The following is a 16,942-nucleotide window of genomic DNA, read 5'->3' as shown; positions in this document are numbered from 1 at the left end:
TAAGGAGAGTGTAAAGATGGTTAGCAAACAGTCAAAAAGCGAAATCCGCGTTAAGAAGCACAACAGATTACGTAATCGTCTTGCAGGTACTGCAGAGAGACCACGTTTAGCTGTGTTTAGAAGTAATAATCATATGTATGCTCAAATTATTGACGATACAGTTGGTAAGACTTTAGTTGCTGCTTCTTCAGTAGAAAAAGAAGTAAAGGCAGAATTAGAGAAAACTAACAACGTTGATGCTGCAGCATATGTAGGTACCGTAGTTGCAAAGAGAGCAATGGAAAAAGGTATTAAAGAAGTTGTCTTTGACAGAGGCGGATTTATATATCAGGGTAAGATTCAGGCATTAGCAGACGCAGCCAGAGAAGCTGGTCTGGAATTCTAGTAGAGAGGAGAACACAGCGTGAAACATACAATTATTGATGCAAGTCAGTTAGAATTAAACGACAAAGTGGTTGCTATCAAGCGTGTATCTAAAACCGTTAAAGGTGGACGTACCATGAGATTCTCTGCTTTAGTAGTCGTAGGCGATGGCAACGGCCATGTTGGTGCTGGTCTTGGCAAAGCCGGAGAAGTTCCAGAAGCAATCCGTAAAGGAAAAGAGGCTGCAGTTAAGAATATGGTTACTGTTCCGATCGATGAGAACAACAGTATCCCTCATGATCTGTTAGGAAGATTTGGAAGTGCATCCGTACTTCTTAAGAGAGCTAACGAAGGTACAGGAGTTATTGCGGGAGGTCCTGCCCGTGCAGTTGTAGAGCTTGCAGGTATTAAGAACATCCGTACTAAATCCTTAGGTTCTAATAATAAAACTAACGTAGTATTAGCAACAATCGAAGGCTTAACTCAGTTAAAGACTCCTGAGGAAGTTGCTAGACTTCGCGGCAAATCTGTTGAAGAGATTTTAGGCTAAGGAGGATAAGAAGATGGCAGATAAATTAAAAATCACATTGGTGAAATCCCCGATCGGCGCTATTCCAAAGCAGAAAGCAACCGTTTTAGCATTAGGCTTAAAAAAGCTTCACAAAACAGTTGAGATGCCGGACAATGGTGCAGTCAGAGGTATGATTGCCAACGTACGTCATTTAGTAAAAGTTGAAGAGATCTAAGAGAAAACAGTAAGGAGGTGCAAGCGATGGATTTATCAAATTTACAGCCTGCGTTAGGTTCCAAGCACAGCGATAACTTCAGAAGAGGCCGCGGTCATGGTTCAGGTAATGGTAAGACAGCAGGTAAAGGTCATAAAGGACAGAAGGCTCGTTCCGGAGCTACCAGACCAGGTTTCGAAGGTGGTCAGATGCCTTTATACAGACGTATTCCGAAGAGAGGCTTTACAAATAGAAATTCAAAAGTAATTATCGGTATTAATGTAGGCGCTTTAGAAGCATTCGACAACGGCACAGTAGTGACTGTTGAGACTTTATTAGAGAGCGGTATCGTTAAGAATCCGCGTGATGGAGTTAAGATCCTTGGAAATGGAGAATTAACCAAAAAGCTTACAGTAAAGGTAGGTGCTTTCAGCGAAGGCGCAAAAACCAAAATCGAGGCTTTAGGTGGAACCTGCGAGGTGATCTAATATGTTTAAAACACTCCGTAATGCATTCAAGATCAAGGATGTAAGAACGAAACTTATCTATACGTTCATGATGCTGGTGGTTACCAGAATTGGCTCTCAGCTGCCGATTCCAGGAGTTGAAACAAGTTTTTTCAAAGATTTTTTTGCTCAGCAGAACAACGATGCGTTCGGTTTCTTTAACGCAGTGACAGGAAGTTCCTTTACGAACATGTCTGTGTTCGCACTGAGCATTACCCCCTACATCACATCTTCCATTATCATGCAGCTTCTCACAATTGCAATTCCAAAGTTAGAGGAAATGCAGAAGGACGGTGAAGATGGAAGAAAGAAGATTGCAGAATACACCCGCTACGTTACAGTTGCTTTGGCCTTAATCGAGTCGATCGCTATGGCGATCGGATTCGGAGGCCAGGGTCTGTTAAAAGAATACAATATATTAAGCGTTATCATTGTAGTGGTTACTATGACGGCAGGAAGTGCACTCCTCATGTGGATCGGTGAGAGGATTACGGAAAATGGTGTGGGAAATGGTATTTCCATTGTCCTTTTATTTAACATTATATCCAGCTTTCCATCCGATGCGTTTACGCTTTATACCAGATTTATGTCTGGAAAATCCGTTGCCGTGGCAGCAGTAGCTGCGATCATAATCATTGCAATAACTGTCGCAATTGTTGTATTCGTTATCATCCTTCAGGATGGTGAAAGAAGAATTCCTGTGCAGTACTCCAAAAAGATGCAGGGACGCAAGATGGTAGGCGGACAAGCAAGCAACATTCCGCTGAAGGTTAATACCGCCGGTGTTATCCCGGTTATTTTCGCTTCTTCTATCATGTCATTCCCCGTGGTGATTTCACAGTTTCTTGGAAACCGGATTAACTACGACAGCATCGGAGGACATATTTTATCCGCACTCAGTTCTTCCAACTGGTTCAAGCCGGAGAGACCGCTTAATTCCATTGGTCTTTTGGTTTATATCGCACTTATCATTGTGTTTGCATATTTTTATACTTCAATTACATTTAATCCCCTTGAAGTAGCAAACAACATGAAAAAGTCCGGCGGTTTTATCCCGGGTATCCGCCCAGGTAAGCCAACCAGTGATTACCTTAATTCAATCTTAAACTATATCGTATTTATAGGAGCATGCGGTCTGAGTATCGTCTGTATCATTCCGATTATGGTTTCCGGCTTATTCAGCGTAAGCCGACTTTCCTTCGGCGGTACATCCCTGATTATCATTGTCAGTGTTGTGCTGGAGACATTAAAGGCGATTGAATCCCAGATGCTTGTGCGTTACTATAAAGGATTTTTGAACGATTAGAAAGCAAACCAAGGGAGACACGCCGTGGCGTGTTTTTCCTTGGGATTTGTGCTATTTAAACCTTAAATTAATGGAGGGACTGTTGATGAAAATCATCATGTTAGGTGCCCCTGGTGCCGGCAAAGGTACTCAGGCTAAAAAAATTGCTGAGAAATATCAGATTCCTCACGTTTCTACCGGAGATATTTTCCGTTCTAACATAAAAGAAGGAACGGAGCTGGGAAGAAAAGCGAAGGAATATATGGATCAGGGCGCTCTTGTACCAGATCAGCTGACCATCGGTATGCTATTGGACCGCATACAGAAAGAAGACTGCAAAGACGGCTATGTACTGGATGGATTTCCAAGAACCATTCCCCAGGCAGAAAGCCTTCAGAAAGCGATTACTGAAATGGGCCAGAAGATAGACTTTGCGATAAACATTGATGTTCCCGATGAGAATATAATCAACAGAATGTCAGGAAGACGTGCCTGTATATCCTGCGGGGCTACATATCACATCGTTTATAATCCAAGCAAGGAGCCTGGAATATGTGATGTCTGTGGTTCAGAACTTGTCTTAAGAGATGATGATAAACCGGAAACCGTGAAAAAACGTCTGTCGGTTTACCATGCTCAGACCAGACCATTGATTGATTATTATAAAGAAGCCGGCGTGCTGGTGAATGTTGACGGAACACAGGCATTAAATAAAGTGTTCTCCGATATCACTGACATCCTAGGAGCATAGTTTATGTCAGTTACGATTAAATCTGCTAGAGAAATAGAACTTATGAGAGAGGCCGGAAGAATTCTATGCATCACTCATGAAGAACTGAAGAAGGCCTTAAAGCCGGGAATGACAACCTGGGATATTGACCATCTGGGTGAAGAGATCATAAGAAGCTATGGCTGTACGCCTTCATTCTTAAATTATAACGGTTATCCTGCCTCCATCTGCGTATCGGTCAATGATGAGGTAGTTCATGGAATACCAAGTAAGAAGCGCGTACTGAGAGAAGGAGATATTGTAAGCCTGGATGCAGGAGTGATTTATAAAGGCTATCATTCCGACGCAGCAAGGACTTATGGGATCGGAGAGATCACTCCTGAAGCGGGTCAACTTATGGAAGTGACGAAACAATGTTTCTTTGAAGGGATTAAATATGCAAAATCTGGCAATCATTTAGGTGAAATATCTGCGGCAATCCAGAAATATGCAGAACAATTCGGATATGGCGTTGTCCGGGATCTGGTAGGTCACGGAATCGGCACCCACCTTCACGAAGATCCGGAAATACCGAATTTCTCCACAAGAAGACGGGGAATCAAATTAAGACCAGGCATGACACTTGCAATTGAGCCTATGATTAATGAAGGAACACTGGAAGTGGTCTGGCTTGATGATGACTGGACCGTTGTAACAGAGGACGGAAAGCTTTCCGCTCATTATGAGAATACGGTTCTTATTACAGAAGGTGAACCGGAAGTATTAAGTCTGGTTTCCGAAGTCTGCGGGGAATAGGCCGATGAATGAGTACACCGGTTTGTTCGTAAAATCCACGGCAGGCCACGACAATGGAGAATATTTTTTCATATTGCGTGAGGAAGGCGAATATATATATCTGGTGGACGGAAAAATAAGACGTCTTGACTGCCCCAAGAAAAAAAAGAAAAAGCATGTAATCCCCCTGTTGTGGGAGAAACAGTCTCCGGGAGATAAGATCCGGGAAAATAAAAGAGTCACCGATGAAGAGATCAAACATTTCATCCGATGTTTCAAAAGAGAAGATCAGGTTGTTAGGAGGTAAGATTTATGTCAAAAGCAGATGTTATTGAAATTGAAGGTACCGTTGTGGAGAAGCTACCCAATGCCATGTTCCAGGTTGAACTGGAAAACGGGCATCAGGTGTTAGCTCATATCAGCGGAAAACTTCGCATGAACTACATTCGTATTTTACCGGGTGATAAGGTAACCATCGAGATGTCCCCTTATGATTTAAGCAAGGGAAGAATCATCTGGCGAGATAAATAAAGCGTCCAGGGTCCGGCGCGTTCCAGATCTGGAACGCGACACGCCAGGGCAAAGGGTTAAGAAATATATAGGAAAAAGCGCTTGCATTTTAAAAGAAACAGTGTTATAATGCTATAGCGACTTTGTTGAAATACTGGGTGTATTATGCCCATATGGGCAGCACTGGTTTTAAGATAAAAACACACTGCGGGTATACTCAGAAGGCTCTTTGCAAGAGGAGACTCCATCGTCACCAGGCTCGTAAGAGACCTCACTAAGTGTCGGGGAGCACTTTCGCACGTAAGCGTCTATAAAACAGGCGCTGAGTGCTCAATGCGAAGGGCGCATAACGGAAAGGAGAATTGCTGTGAAGGTTAGATCATCAGTCAAGCCAATTTGCGAAAAATGCAAAATCATCAAAAGAAAAGGCAGTATCAGAGTAATCTGTGAAAATCCTAAGCATAAGCAGAGACAAGGTTAAAATAATTAATGGAGGTGTACTACACACATGGCTCGTATTTCAGGTGTTGATTTACCAAGAGAAAAACGTGTTGAGATCGGTTTAACTTACATCTACGGTATCGGTAGAACCAGTTCAAACCGCATTCTTACAACAGCTGGCGTTAATCCTGACACTCGTGTTAAGGACTTAACCGATGACGAAGTAAAGAGAATTGCAGAAGTAATTACAGCGTCTCAGACTGTAGAAGGTGATTTACGTAGAGAAATCGCTATGAACATCAAGAGACTTCAGGAAATCGGTTGCTATCGCGGAATCCGCCATAGAAAAAGTCTTCCGGTTCGTGGTCAGAAAACTAAGACCAATGCAAGAACTCGTAAGGGTCCTAGAAAAACTGTAGCAAATAAGAAGAAATAGGCAGGCATTGAACACTTAGTGAGGTATCTCACGAACTTAGTGTGACAGCGTGCCCCGCTTTATCGGGCAAAGTTGTTCTTTGACCGTAAGGGAAAAGAACATCATTAATAAACAACAATACAGAATCACGTTACATGTTTTAAAAACAGGAATAACAGGATTCAGATTTCGTTCCTGCGTTACGCGGCTGCGGGCGGGGCGGAGCAACTATAAAGAAAGTAGGTTAGTTTAAAATGGCTAAAAAAATGTCCACTACTAAAAAAGTGACAAAAAAGCGCGTAAAGAAAAACGTTGAACGCGGACAAGCACATATCCAGTCATCTTTTAATAACACAATTGTGACATTAACGGATACACAGGGTAATGCATTATCCTGGGCAAGTGCTGGCGGTCTGGGATTTAGAGGTTCAAGGAAATCTACTCCATATGCAGCTCAGATGGCGGCAGAAACTGCTACTAAAGCAGCTCTTGTACATGGTTTAAAATCAGTAGACGTTATGGTTAAAGGTCCTGGTTCAGGCCGTGAAGCAGCTATTCGTGCACTTCAGGCATGCGGTTTAGAAGTAACCAGCATCAAGGACGTAACTCCTGTACCACATAACGGTTGTCGTCCACCAAAACGTAGAAGAGTCTAATTAGGAGGTAATTACAGTGGCAGTTGATAGAGTTCCTGTTCTTAAAAGATGTAGATCCCTTGGTCTTGATCCGATCTATTTAGGAATAGATAAAAAATCAAACAGAGAATTAAAAAGAGCTAACAGAAAGATGAGTGAATACGGCATTCAGCTGAGAGAAAAGCAGAAAGCTAAATTCATCTACGGCGTGCTTGAGAAACCTTTCCGTAACTATTATGCCAAGGCTGAGAGAATGAATGGTATGGTTGGTGAAAACCTTATGATTCTTCTTGAGAGAAGACTTGACAACGTAGTATTCCGTATGGGATTCGGAAGAACCAGAAGAGAGACCAGACAGATGGTTGACCACAAGAGCATTCTTGTAAATGGTAAATGCGTAAATATCCCTTCCTTCTTAGTTAAGGCTGGTGATGTAATAGAAGTAAAAGAAAAATGCAAAACCAATGCAAGATTTAAAAGTGTTCAGGAAACGACAGCTGGCCGTATGGTTCCGGCATGGCTTGATGTTGACCATGAGAATTTACGTGGTACTGTTAAAGAGTTACCAACAAGAGATGAGATTGATGTTCCAGTGAATGAGATGCTTATCGTCGAGTTGTACTCCAAATAATTGAAAGTCTGTTGATAGAAGCTGGCTTTCGCCCGGGGGCACTTTGCTTCCGGGCAAGGTTTGAGTATAAGACCCTCGATACAAAATACCCAAAAGGAGGGGCTATTAGTGTTCGATTTTGAAAAACCAAACATTGAGATTGCTGAAATCTCAGAAGACAAAAAATATGGCAAGTTTGTAGTTGAACCGCTTGAAAGAGGTTATGGCACGACTTTAGGTAATTCCTTAAGAAGAATCATGCTTTCTTCCTTACCGGGCGCTGCAGTCAGTCAGGTAAAAATCGACGGCGTTTTGCATGAATTCAGTTCAATTCCCGGAGTTAAGGAAGATGTAACTGAGATCATTATGAACATCAAGAGCTTATCTATTAAAAACAACAGCGATACCAATGAAGCTAAGGTTGCATACATCGAGTTTGAAGGCGAGGGTGTGGTAACTGCAGCGGATATCCAGGCGGATCCCGATATTGAGATCATGAACCCGGATCAGGTTATCGCTACACTTAGCGGCGGTACCGACAGTAAGTTCTATATGGAACTTACCATCACAAAGGGCCGTGGCTATGTGAGTGCAGACAAGAATAAGAGTGAAGATTTACCGATAGGTGTGATTGCTGTTGATTCTATTTATACACCAGTAGAGCGCGTCAACATGACGGTAGAAAACACCCGAGTAGGTCAGGTTACCGATTATGATAAGCTGACTTTAGATGTATTTACAAATGGAACTCTGGCACCGGATGAAGCAGTCAGCCTGGCTGCAAAGGTACTGAGTGAGCATTTAAACTTATTCATTGATCTGTCTGAGAACGCCAAGACTGCAGAAGTTATGGTGGAAAAGGAAGACAATGAGAAGGAAAAAGTTCTGGAGATGAATATAGATGAACTGGAGCTTTCTGTCCGTTCCTATAATTGTCTCAAGAGAGCTGGAATCAATACGGTAGAAGAACTGTGCAACAGAACTTCAGAAGATATGATGAAGGTACGTAACTTAGGCCGCAAATCCTTAGAAGAGGTACTGGCAAAGTTAAAGGAACTGGGATTACAGCTTAACCCAAGCGATGATACCAATGCATAATTGGACCGCTTAAGCAGTTGATTTATGGAGATTAAGCACTGATACAGTAAGACCGAAGAAGCATGTATCAGTGTTCCACAAATGGAGGAATATTGAGATGGCAGGATATAGAAAACTGGGAAAAACTTCCAGTCAGAGAAAAGCATTAATCAGAAGCCAGGTAACTGCATTAATATATAATGGCAAGATCGTGACAACAGAAGCAAGAGCAAAAGAAATCCGCAAGGTTGCAGAAGGTCTGATTGCTCTGGCAGTAAAAGAGAAGGATAACTTCGAAACTGTTAAGGTTACTGCGAAAGTTGCACGTAAAGATAAAGACGGTAAGAGAGTAAAAGAAGTTGTAAACGGCAAGAAAGTAACTGTTTATGATGAAGTAGAAAAAGAGATCAAAAAAGATCTTCCTTCCAGACTTCATGCAAGAAGACAGATGTTAAAGGTCCTTTACGACGTAACAGAAGTTCCGTCTGAAGCAGCAGGAAGAAAGAAAAACACAAAGTCTGTTGATCTTCCAAAGAAGCTGTTCGATGAGGTTGCACCAAAGTATGTTTCCCGCAACGGTGGTTACACACGTATCGTTAAGATCGGCCAGCGTAAAGGTGATGCAGCGATGGAAGTTGTTCTTGAGCTTGTATAAAAACAATTTGATTCCCGATATGGAAGAAATTTCATATTGGGAATTTTTTGTTTATAAACAAAGAACGTGCTGCAAAACCATTTGTAGAAACAGTTCTGCAACACGCTTAATGCTTTTGAAGAGATATATTATTTGTGATAGCCAATTGCGCTTTTGGGACAGGCTGAAACACATTTTCCGCATTGAATGCAATCCGGATGACTTAATAAATTTCCTTTATAATCATAAGGTACAATGCCAATGGGGCATTTTTTTTGACATAGTTTGCAGGAAACACAGGAATCAGATACTTTCAGTACGCGGTTGCTTTTCCGAAGCCGGCTGATCCATGATGCAATCGTTCCCATAGGGCAGAAGTTACACCAGGTACGATGATTGAAGAATAAGGAGAGTACAACACCAACAATGGTAGTAACAACGATAATACGGTAAAATACCATACCGATTCCATATAGATTCCCCCAGTTTTGCTTTATTCCAAAGCCGAACATTCCCAGCATGAAAACGACCATAAAAATTCGAAATCCGTTTGACTTCAGAAATTTAGGCACAGGCTTTTTGTTACTGAATCTTGATACAATATTGTCGTAAAAGCTGCCCCGCGGACAGAGGTTGCCACACCAGTATCGTCCTTTGAAAAGTGATACAGTAATTGGGGCGATCATACAGACGGCAGCAGCAACTGCGAAACGAAGATCAAAAAGACTAAGAGTGACAAAGGCGATTAACAGCAGGAAAGAATATTTTTTCCATATTGAAGATAAAGTTTTCATAGACTCCTCCTAAAATGAATTACATTATATTATTATAGGGATTTGTGGATTTTTATCTGTGACTACATCACAGTCTCACAAATGAATGACCACCTTCCCCTTAAGAAACGCAAGAATAAAGAAAGAATATCGTAAGTTGACGGACAATTGCTTTCAGGGCTATAATGTAAAATGTAGAATATTATGGTTCTAATGTTAAAAATGCGCTAAAATAAAAACGGGAGGTATTAAGTATGAAGCGTTTAAAGAGACTGATGACTATTGTCTCTGCATTGGGGGTATTGACGGCCAGTATACCATTTGATGCAATGGCAGCTTCCGTAAAAACTATATCGTCTGTAACGATTAATGTAGGTTTGGAAGATATCACAATGGGAGATACACTCCCCTCTGAAAATTCTTTTTCTACAACATCGGAAAGTGGCAATTATGTTTACGCCAATAACGACAGATACGAAGTGACAGACTTAAACTGGATTACATCTGATAATAAGGAAATGAAGATTGGTTATGAACCGAAGATGAAGATAACACTGCATGCTACGGATTCTGATGAATATGCATTTAAAGGAGGCTATCAGTCCAGTAATGTTAAAGTCAAGGGAGGTACCTACGTTTCCTCAAATCGTTCCGGTTCCGATACGTTGTATGTAACCATTAAGTTTAAGCCGATTAAAGGGACCTATGATTCTCCGGAAGACGCTTACTGGAGAGATTCTGGTTTTGGCAATGCCAGATGGAGCGAACCGGATAGTGGCTCCGAGGCCTATGATGTATATTTATACCGTGGAAGCTCCATTATTAAGAAGGTAGAGAAACTGAAAGCAACTTCTTATAATTTTTATCCGTATATGACAAAAGCTGGTACCTACAGCTTTAAGGTACGTACAGTGCCATACAGCGATACTGAGGATAAATACGGAAAGAACAGTGACTGGACTGAATCCGATGAGGTATATGTACCTAAGGAGAAAGTATCCGATGGAAGAGGTCAGGACAGTATTGCATCCAGCGGAGAAGTTGGCTGGATTAAGAATGGAAATTCATGGTATTACCGCTACCCGGATGGAACTTATTTAAAGAATAACTGGTCTAAGATTAATGACATCTGGTATCTTTTTGACAGCAATGGCATGATGCTGACCGGATGGCAGAAAAAGGGTGATCAGACCTATTATTTTAATGGTGATGGGGCGATGCTTAAGGGCTGGTTTAAATCCGATAATAAATGGTATTATTTAAACCCTTCCACAACGAACGGAATTGAAGGGGCACTGATCACTGGCTGGATTTCTTACAACAATAAGTGGTATTACGCTGATTCCCAGGGTGTTATGCAGGAAGGCTGGAAGCAGATTGACAACAACTGGTTCTATTTTTATCCCGGTGAGGGATCTAAGGCAGTAAACACCACCATCAGCGGCTTTAGAGTAGATGGAGAGGGGATCTGGCGAAAGTAGGGGAGAAAGGAAGTAGAGATCGATGATTAGGAGAAAAGGGAAAGGAACATGGTTACTGCTCTTATGCATGATCATGGTCCTTGGTACCGGAATAACAGCATCAGCTTCAGGAAGTTTAAAGATCTATGTAGAGAATGGCAGCAAGAGTTCGTGGACGGATGGAATTAATGTTCCGACTGTAAAGGTGAATTATTCGGAAGAGAGTCCGAGCTGGAGTAAGGATGAGGAGGACTGGGAGCCTGGAAAGAAAGTGAAAGGCACCATTCAGATATCCGGTACTTACGAGAGAGGGGATTGCTCTATAAAAGGTGCAAAACTGCTTTCTGTGAAAAACGAAGACGGGGAGACTGTCATCACCTTCTCTTATATCCCTGTTGCAAAACTGGAATCTCCGGAACGGGCTGGCTGGAGTGATAATGCAAAGACCAAGGCGTCATGGAAGAAAGTACCCTTTGCATCCAGATATCAGATAGTTCTTTATCAGGAAAACGGAATCTGGATTAAAAGCCTGACGACCTCTTCCACATCTGTTGATCTTCTACCTTATATGAACAGCGGATATAAATATTATTACACGGTAAAAGCCATATTAAAGGATTCTTCGGAAGAGGATTATTTAAGAGAGGGTGATACCATCACCTCTGATGATTCCGTGGTTCAGGAACTGGGAGAGACTCTGGGTGTATGGTCTAATTACCCGAATGGTAAGAAGTACCGCGCAGAAGATGGCAATTATGTGACTGACGGCTGGAAGATGATCAGCGGCAATTGGTATTATTTTAAGCCCGATGGTTATGCTGCAACCGGCTGGCAGAAGATTGATAATAAATGGTATTATATGGATTCAGATGCTGTGATGAAGACCGGCTGGCAGCAGCTGAATGGTGTGTGGTATTTCCTTAATACCGACGGAGATATGGCAATCGGGTGGATTCAGCCGTCTCCGGGTAAATGGTATTATCTCAATGAAGACGGAAGCCTGGCTATGAATACAACGGTTGACGGAACTTATAAGGTTAATGAATCGGGCTTATGGATACAATAAAACAGATAGATGGTATAGATGGAAACATCTGTACCATCTATTTGTTTTTTCTAAAGTAAAATGGTGTTCCTGCTTAATATCGGTGCTTTTCGCCCTGTGTTTTGGAAAAGATACTTACCGAAGCTTGACTGTTATGCAATATTAAACTAAAATTATGTGGCATAAGGATGTTTCACTTTTAAAGAAAGGCATACTATGGGAATAATAAAAACGTCTCAACTGATTTTTGATTATATCAGAAAAGATGAAGAAGAAAATATTGAAGAAATTAAACGAGCCATTGATGGTGTGAGCCTGGATCTGGAAAAGGGTCAGTTCATTGCCATCCTTGGTCATAACGGATCCGGTAAGTCAACCTTTGCCAAACAGCTCAATGCCATATTGCTCCCTACAGAGGGGACGGTATGGATTCAGGATTTAGATACCTCCAGGGAGGAAAACCTTTGGGAAGTCCGCAAAAAGACAGGAATGGTTTTTCAAAACCCGGATAATCAGATCATAGGAAATATTGTGGAAGAAGATGTGGGATTCGGTCCTGAGAATCTTGGTGTGCCCACAGAAGAGATCTGGAAACGTGTGGACGAGAGCTTAAAAAGCGTTGGAATGGCTGCATACCGGTTAAAATCACCGAACAGGCTGTCCGGAGGACAGAAGCAGCGGGTCGCCATAGCCGGTGTAATGGCTATGAGACCCCAGTGTATCGTTCTGGATGAACCTACGGCCATGTTAGACCCCAATGGACGCAAAGAGGTTGTAAGAACGGTTCATGAATTGAACCGTAAAGAGGGAATCACAGTACTTCTTATAACCCATTACATGGAAGAGGTAACGGGGGCTGACAGGGTGATTGTTATGGATGAAGGCAAGGTGGTTATGGATGGAACTCCTCGTGAGATATTCTCCCAGGTGGAGAAGTTAAAAACCTATCGTTTGGATGTACCACAGGTAACAGAGCTTGCATTTGAGCTAAAACAACGGGGACTTGATCTGCCGGATGGAATATTGACTCTTGATGAGCTGATGGAGAATCTTTTACCCCGGTTTGCAGAACGTTTTCCTGGAGAAGTGATTCTGGAGAACGGAGGAAACCATGTCAATTAAAGCAGAGCATATTAATTATATTTATGGGAAGGGGACAGCCTTTGAGCAGCATGCTCTAAAGGATGTGAACCTGGAGATACCGGATGGAGAATTCGTGGGGCTGATCGGTCACACCGGTTCCGGAAAATCCACGCTGATCCAGCATTTAAACGGACTTCTCCGCGCTACAGATGGAAAACTATATTATAATGGAAGAAATATTTATGAGGAAGGTTATAATCTTCGGAATTTGAGAAGTCATGTGGGACTGGTATTTCAGTATCCGGAGCATCAGCTTTTTGAAATCGATGTATTTACCGATGTCTGCTTTGGACCCAAAAATCAGGGTCTGAACAAGGAAGAAGCTGCTAAACGGGCGAGAGAAGCACTTACCATGGTGGGACTTGATGAGAGCTATTATAAAAGATCTCCCTTTGAGCTATCAGGAGGTCAGAAGAGGCGGGTAGCAATCGCAGGCGTACTGGCCATGAACCCGGATGTTCTGATTCTTGATGAGCCCACAGCAGGACTGGATCCCAAAGGAAGAGACGAGATTCTGGATCAGATTAAAAGGCTTCATGAGGAACGGAAGATGACGATTATTCTGGTTTCACACAGCATGGAGGATGTGGCCCGGTATGTGGACCGGATTCTGGTGATGAACCAGGGAGAAAAAGTGTTTGACGATACACCAAAGGAAGTATTTCAGCATTATAAGGAACTGGAGGCGATGGGTCTGGCGGCTCCTGAGATCACTTATGTGGTTCAGACGCTGAAATCCCACGGTGTCCCCATTGATACCAGTATTACAACAATAGAAGAAGCCAGAGACAAGATATTGAAGCTTCTGGGAAAATAGACAGGGAGATATTTATGCTGAAAGATATTACATTAGGGCAGTATTATCCGGTGGAATCCATTCTTCATAAGCTGGATCCGCGGACAAAGCTGTTTGGGACCATGATTTTTATCATATCCCTATTTATTGCAAATGATATCTGGGCTTATCTGGCAGCTACTGTATTTCTTGCAGCAGCCATTCGGCTCAGCAATGTTCCTCTTAAGTTTATGGTCAGAGGCTTAAAAGCCATCGTATTTCTGCTGCTGATCAGTGTCAGCTTCAATCTGTTTCTGACACCCGGTACGGCAGTTCTGACTTTAGGATTTTTAAAGATTACAAAAGAAGGTCTTATGGTGGCGGGATTTATGGGAATCCGACTGATCTATCTGGTAGTTGGGTCTTCCATTATGACTCTTACCACAACGCCCAATCAGCTGACGGACGGCCTGGAGAGGAGCCTTGATTTCTTAAACCGTTTTCGTGTCCCGGTTCATGAGGTGTCCATGATGATGTCCATTGCTCTGCGCTTCATTCCCATTCTTGTGGAAGAAACCGATAAGATCATGAAGGCGCAGATGGCAAGAGGCGCAGACTTTGAGACTGGAAATCTGATCCAGAAGGCGAAAAATATGATTCCCCTGCTGGTTCCGCTGTTCATCTCTGCATTCCGCCGTGCTACGGACCTTGCCATGGCGATGGAGGCCAGATGTTACCGGGGCGGAGAAGGCAGGACAAAAATGAAGCCTCTCCAATATGGAAATCGGGACAGGATCACATACCTGGTGTATTTTCTTTATCTTGCAGTCATCATAGGTCTCCGCGTCCTGAGCGTGCAGAGCTTTTAGAACAAAGGAGGATTTATGAAACGGGTTAAGATGATCGTTGCCTACGACGGTACCAATTACTGCGGCTGGCAGATACAGAACAATGGAATTACCATTGAGGAGGTGCTAAACCGCACTCTGACAGACTTATTAAAGGAGCCTGTCACTGTTACGGGAGCCAGCCGGACAGATTCCGGAGTGCATTCAGAGGGAAATGTGGCAGTTTTTGATACAGAGAACCGAATGCCCGCAGACAAGATCTGCTTTGCCCTGAATCAAAGGCTGCCTGATGATATCCGGGTTCTTCATTCGGAAGAGGTTCCGTCAGGCTATCACCCACGAAAACAAAACTGTGTTAAAACATATGAATATAAAATTATGAACCGGAGGATCGAAGTTCCCACCATGAGGCTGTACAGCTATTTCTGTTACTTTCCCCTTGATGTGGAGAAGATGAAAGCAGGAGCGTCCTATCTGGTTGGAGAACATGATTTTAAAAGCTTCTGTACTGCCAGAGGGCAGGCGGAAGAAACAGTACGTACTATTTACAGCCTGGAGGTTTTTAAGTCGGGTGACCTCATAACAATCCGGATAAAAGGCAATGGATTTTTATACAATATGGTAAGAATCATTGCAGGAACATTGATGAAGGTTGGTATGGGCGTTTATCCTCCGGAGCATGTGGAAGAGATTTTAGATGCCAGGGACCGGAATGCGGCAGGACCGAAAGCTATAGCTAAAGGTCTGACTCTGGTGAGCCTTGAGTATGAAAAAGAACTTGAGAAAGAGATTCATGGGGAGAATAAGGAGTGGAGCTACACTCTTTATCAGGATCGGATTGTATCTCATGGGGAGGCACGTCTGGTAATACACAGATGCAGAGAAGAGGATTTTGAACGCCTTCTGATCAGGGTTGTTCATCAGGCAGTAAGAAACGGAGCTCATACTGTATTGGTAAAGGATGAAGAACTGGAAGGCCGGATTAACTCAGGCAGAGCATATGGATTTTACACCTTTTATCCGGACGAAACAGGAGATGGATGGATGGTAACTGGGAGTCAGCGTGTAAAACCTTGATTTTAAAGGAAAAAACCCATGCTTTTGCAGGAAAAAAGGTTGACACGCAGGGGTAAATGTAATATAATGTATAACTGTGACGTTAGACGAAAATGTTCAAGCCAAGCCCCGGAATGAGCATTTTGTAATATAAAAACACCATAATTTACAGGAGGTTGTCCAATGAAGACTTTTATGGCTAGTCCAGCAACAATTGAAAGAAAATGGTACGTAGTTGACGCTACAGGATATACATTAGGACGCTTGGCTTCAGAAGTAGCTAAAGTATTAAGAGGAAAAAACAAACCGATTTACACACCACATATGGATTGCGGTGATTATGTAATCGTAGTGAACGCAGATAAGATTGAAGTTACAGGTAAGAAATTAGATCAGAAGATTTATTACCACCATTCTGATTATGTTGGCGGTATGAAAGAAACTACTTTAAGAGAAATGATGGCTAAAAAGCCTGAAAGAGTTATTGAATTAGCAGTTAAGGGAATGCTTCCAAAGGGACCTTTAGGAAGAAGCATGATAACAAAACTTCACGTATACGCTGGCGCAGAACATGATAACGCTGCTCAGAAACCAGAAGTTTTAGAATTCAAATTTTAATCAGAGGTGCTGAAAGGAGGAAGTTATCATGGCTAATGCAAAATTTTACGGAACAGGTAGAAGAAAAAAATCTATCGCTAGAGTATATTTAGTACCAGGTACAGGTAAGATCACCATCAATAAGAGAGATATCGATCAGTACTTCGGTCTTGAGACATTAAAGGTTGTAGTTCGTCAGCCATTAACAGCAACAGAGACAGTTGATAAATTCGACATTTTAGTAAACGTTCACGGCGGTGGTTTCACCGGACAGGCTGGTGCAGTCAGACACGGTATCGCAAGAGCTTTACTTAAAGCAGACATCGAATTCCGTCCAGTTCTTAAAAAAGCTGGATATTTAACAAGAGATCCAAGAATGAAAGAAAGAAAGAAATACGGCTTAAAGGCAGCTCGTCGTGCGCCGCAGTTCTCAAAGAGATAATATTCAAAAATCCTCAGAACAGAGATGTTCTGGGGATTTTTTTCTTAACATGATAGCTTTGGATTTGAGTATTCCTATTTTGGGGCATAGGTAAAGAT

Annotated in this window: 23 protein-coding genes and 1 pseudogene; 23 read left to right on the top strand and 1 reads right to left on the bottom strand. The window is 42.4% G+C overall.

Annotated elements, in window-relative coordinates; all coding sequences use genetic code 11:
* Nucleotides 1–16: 16 nt before the first annotated feature.
* The 15 genes from rplR to CRO04_RS01835 all read left to right on the top strand — a co-directional run bounded on the left by rplR (nt 17) and on the right by CRO04_RS01835 (nt 8,726).
* Nucleotides 17–385 (top strand): 50S ribosomal protein L18, encoded by a 369-nt coding sequence (gene rplR / locus CRO04_RS01905; RefSeq protein ID WP_097002531.1) that lies wholly within the window; start codon nt 17–19, stop codon nt 383–385.
* 18 nt (nt 386–403) lie between these two features.
* Nucleotides 404–913 carry a 30S ribosomal protein S5 gene (rpsE, locus tag CRO04_RS01900; protein WP_097002530.1) on the top strand — a complete coding sequence of 170 codons (510 nt, stop codon included), beginning with the start codon at nt 404–406 and terminating at the stop codon, nt 911–913.
* A 13-nt stretch (nt 914–926) separates the two neighbouring features.
* A complete protein-coding gene (gene rpmD / locus CRO04_RS01895) occupies nt 927–1,109 on the top strand; it encodes a 50S ribosomal protein L30 (RefSeq protein WP_097002529.1) in 183 nt (60 codons plus the stop codon).
* A 26-nt stretch (nt 1,110–1,135) separates the two neighbouring features.
* Nucleotides 1,136–1,576, top strand: a complete 441-nt coding sequence (gene rplO, locus CRO04_RS01890; RefSeq protein WP_097002528.1) for a 50S ribosomal protein L15 — start codon at nt 1,136–1,138, stop codon at nt 1,574–1,576.
* 1 nt (nt 1,577) lies between these two features.
* Nucleotides 1,578–2,900, top strand: coding sequence for a preprotein translocase subunit SecY (gene secY, locus CRO04_RS01885; protein WP_097002527.1), 1,323 nt, complete (start codon nt 1,578–1,580; stop codon nt 2,898–2,900).
* Between the two features lie 85 nt (nt 2,901–2,985).
* Nucleotides 2,986–3,630 (top strand): adenylate kinase, encoded by a 645-nt coding sequence (locus CRO04_RS01880; RefSeq protein WP_097002526.1) that lies wholly within the window; start codon nt 2,986–2,988, stop codon nt 3,628–3,630.
* A 3-nt stretch (nt 3,631–3,633) separates the two neighbouring features.
* A complete protein-coding gene (gene map / locus CRO04_RS01875; protein WP_097002525.1) occupies nt 3,634–4,404 on the top strand; it encodes a type I methionyl aminopeptidase in 771 nt (256 codons plus the stop codon).
* Nucleotides 4,405–4,408: 4 nt separating this feature from the next.
* A complete protein-coding gene (locus tag CRO04_RS01870; RefSeq protein WP_097002524.1) occupies nt 4,409–4,690 on the top strand; it encodes a hypothetical protein in 282 nt (93 codons plus the stop codon).
* A gap of 5 nt (nt 4,691–4,695) precedes the next feature.
* The gene (gene infA / locus CRO04_RS01865) at nt 4,696–4,914 is read left to right on the top strand and encodes a translation initiation factor IF-1 (RefSeq protein ID WP_013274317.1); all 219 of its coding nucleotides are present in this window, start codon (nt 4,696–4,698) and stop codon (nt 4,912–4,914) included.
* Between the two features lie 346 nt (nt 4,915–5,260).
* A complete protein-coding gene (gene rpmJ, locus CRO04_RS01860) occupies nt 5,261–5,374 on the top strand; it encodes a 50S ribosomal protein L36 (protein WP_003497809.1) in 114 nt (37 codons plus the stop codon).
* 27 nt (nt 5,375–5,401) lie between these two features.
* Nucleotides 5,402–5,770, top strand: coding sequence for a 30S ribosomal protein S13 (rpsM, locus tag CRO04_RS01855; RefSeq protein ID WP_097002523.1), 369 nt, complete (start codon nt 5,402–5,404; stop codon nt 5,768–5,770).
* A gap of 233 nt (nt 5,771–6,003) precedes the next feature.
* Nucleotides 6,004–6,405, top strand: a complete 402-nt coding sequence (gene rpsK / locus CRO04_RS01850; protein WP_024348298.1) for a 30S ribosomal protein S11 — start codon at nt 6,004–6,006, stop codon at nt 6,403–6,405.
* Between the two features lie 16 nt (nt 6,406–6,421).
* On the top strand, nt 6,422–7,015 hold the full coding sequence (rpsD, locus tag CRO04_RS01845) for a 30S ribosomal protein S4 (protein ID WP_097002522.1): 594 nt from the start codon (nt 6,422–6,424) through the stop codon (nt 7,013–7,015).
* Nucleotides 7,016–7,123: 108 nt separating this feature from the next.
* Nucleotides 7,124–8,092: a DNA-directed RNA polymerase subunit alpha gene (locus CRO04_RS01840; protein ID WP_097002521.1), complete on the top strand. Its 969-nt coding sequence runs from the start codon at nt 7,124–7,126 to the stop codon at nt 8,090–8,092.
* Nucleotides 8,093–8,189: 97 nt separating this feature from the next.
* On the top strand, nt 8,190–8,726 hold the full coding sequence (locus CRO04_RS01835; RefSeq protein ID WP_097002520.1) for a bL17 family ribosomal protein: 537 nt from the start codon (nt 8,190–8,192) through the stop codon (nt 8,724–8,726).
* Nucleotides 8,727–8,854: 128 nt separating this feature from the next.
* Here the strand turns inward: CRO04_RS01835 and CRO04_RS01830 are convergent, their stop codons facing one another.
* Nucleotides 8,855–9,499, bottom strand: coding sequence for a 4Fe-4S binding protein (locus CRO04_RS01830; RefSeq protein WP_097002519.1), 645 nt, complete (start codon nt 9,497–9,499; stop codon nt 8,855–8,857).
* A gap of 233 nt (nt 9,500–9,732) precedes the next feature.
* Between CRO04_RS01830 and CRO04_RS01825 the strand changes: the two genes are divergently transcribed.
* From CRO04_RS01825 to rpsI, 8 genes and pseudogenes are all read left to right on the top strand, one after another.
* Nucleotides 9,733–10,959: an N-acetylmuramoyl-L-alanine amidase family protein gene (locus CRO04_RS01825; protein WP_097002518.1), complete on the top strand. Its 1,227-nt coding sequence runs from the start codon at nt 9,733–9,735 to the stop codon at nt 10,957–10,959.
* Between the two features lie 22 nt (nt 10,960–10,981).
* Entirely contained in the window at nt 10,982–12,004 is a 1,023-nt protein-coding gene (locus CRO04_RS01820; protein WP_097002517.1) for an N-acetylmuramoyl-L-alanine amidase family protein, read from the top strand.
* A 195-nt stretch (nt 12,005–12,199) separates the two neighbouring features.
* Nucleotides 12,200–13,105, top strand: coding sequence for an energy-coupling factor transporter ATPase (locus CRO04_RS01815; protein ID WP_097002516.1), 906 nt, complete (start codon nt 12,200–12,202; stop codon nt 13,103–13,105).
* Nucleotides 13,095–13,943 (top strand): energy-coupling factor transporter ATPase, encoded by an 849-nt coding sequence (locus CRO04_RS01810; protein ID WP_097002515.1) that lies wholly within the window; start codon nt 13,095–13,097, stop codon nt 13,941–13,943. Before CRO04_RS01815 ends, CRO04_RS01810 begins: the two co-directional genes overlap by 11 nt.
* A gap of 14 nt (nt 13,944–13,957) precedes the next feature.
* Nucleotides 13,958–14,770 carry an energy-coupling factor transporter transmembrane component T family protein gene (locus tag CRO04_RS01805; protein ID WP_097002514.1) on the top strand — a complete coding sequence of 271 codons (813 nt, stop codon included), beginning with the start codon at nt 13,958–13,960 and terminating at the stop codon, nt 14,768–14,770.
* Between the two features lie 15 nt (nt 14,771–14,785).
* Nucleotides 14,786–15,520, top strand: a pseudogene (truA, locus tag CRO04_RS01800) (tRNA pseudouridine(38-40) synthase TruA); the annotation flags it as partial.
* A 468-nt stretch (nt 15,521–15,988) separates the two neighbouring features.
* Nucleotides 15,989–16,423, top strand: coding sequence for a 50S ribosomal protein L13 (gene rplM, locus CRO04_RS01795; RefSeq protein ID WP_097002512.1), 435 nt, complete (start codon nt 15,989–15,991; stop codon nt 16,421–16,423).
* 28 nt (nt 16,424–16,451) lie between these two features.
* The gene (gene rpsI, locus CRO04_RS01790) at nt 16,452–16,844 is read left to right on the top strand and encodes a 30S ribosomal protein S9 (protein WP_097002511.1); all 393 of its coding nucleotides are present in this window, start codon (nt 16,452–16,454) and stop codon (nt 16,842–16,844) included.
* The last annotated feature ends 98 nt before the right edge of the window (nt 16,845–16,942 follow it).

Origin of the sequence: Lacrimispora amygdalina, from assembly GCF_900205965.1 — a bacterium.
GTDB classification, from domain to species: Bacteria; Bacillota; Clostridia; order Lachnospirales; family Lachnospiraceae; genus Lacrimispora; species Lacrimispora amygdalina_A.
Note: the sequence above shows the minus strand (reverse complement) of the source record. Positions and strands in the feature narration are given on the sequence as shown.

Bases quoted from the DNA above. Each gene is read 5' to 3' on its own strand.
- map (WP_097002525.1), top strand. From the start codon at position 3,634: ATGTCAGTTACGATTAAATCTGCTAGAGAAATAGAACTTATGAGAGAG.
- CRO04_RS01805 (WP_097002514.1), top strand. From the start codon at position 13,958: ATGCTGAAAGATATTACATTAGGGCAGTATTATCCGGTGGAATCCATT.
- rpsM (WP_097002523.1), top strand. From the start codon at position 5,402: ATGGCTCGTATTTCAGGTGTTGATTTACCAAGAGAAAAACGTGTTGAG.
- CRO04_RS01880 (WP_097002526.1), top strand. From the start codon at position 2,986: ATGAAAATCATCATGTTAGGTGCCCCTGGTGCCGGCAAAGGTACTCAG.
- rpmD (WP_097002529.1), top strand. From the start codon at position 927: ATGGCAGATAAATTAAAAATCACATTGGTGAAATCCCCGATCGGCGCT.
- infA (WP_013274317.1), top strand. From the start codon at position 4,696: ATGTCAAAAGCAGATGTTATTGAAATTGAAGGTACCGTTGTGGAGAAG.
- CRO04_RS01810 (WP_097002515.1), top strand. From the start codon at position 13,095: ATGTCAATTAAAGCAGAGCATATTAATTATATTTATGGGAAGGGGACA.
- CRO04_RS01830 (WP_097002519.1), bottom strand. From the start codon at position 9,499: ATGAAAACTTTATCTTCAATATGGAAAAAATATTCTTTCCTGCTGTTA.
- rplM (WP_097002512.1), top strand. From the start codon at position 15,989: ATGAAGACTTTTATGGCTAGTCCAGCAACAATTGAAAGAAAATGGTAC.
- CRO04_RS01825 (WP_097002518.1), top strand. From the start codon at position 9,733: ATGAAGCGTTTAAAGAGACTGATGACTATTGTCTCTGCATTGGGGGTA.
- rpsI (WP_097002511.1), top strand. From the start codon at position 16,452: ATGGCTAATGCAAAATTTTACGGAACAGGTAGAAGAAAAAAATCTATC.
- rplO (WP_097002528.1), top strand. From the start codon at position 1,136: ATGGATTTATCAAATTTACAGCCTGCGTTAGGTTCCAAGCACAGCGAT.
- CRO04_RS01815 (WP_097002516.1), top strand. From the start codon at position 12,200: ATGGGAATAATAAAAACGTCTCAACTGATTTTTGATTATATCAGAAAA.
- CRO04_RS01835 (WP_097002520.1), top strand. From the start codon at position 8,190: ATGGCAGGATATAGAAAACTGGGAAAAACTTCCAGTCAGAGAAAAGCA.
- rpsK (WP_024348298.1), top strand. From the start codon at position 6,004: ATGGCTAAAAAAATGTCCACTACTAAAAAAGTGACAAAAAAGCGCGTA.
- CRO04_RS01820 (WP_097002517.1), top strand. From the start codon at position 10,982: ATGATTAGGAGAAAAGGGAAAGGAACATGGTTACTGCTCTTATGCATG.
- secY (WP_097002527.1), top strand. From the start codon at position 1,578: ATGTTTAAAACACTCCGTAATGCATTCAAGATCAAGGATGTAAGAACG.
- CRO04_RS01870 (WP_097002524.1), top strand. From the start codon at position 4,409: ATGAATGAGTACACCGGTTTGTTCGTAAAATCCACGGCAGGCCACGAC.
- rplR (WP_097002531.1), top strand. From the start codon at position 17: ATGGTTAGCAAACAGTCAAAAAGCGAAATCCGCGTTAAGAAGCACAAC.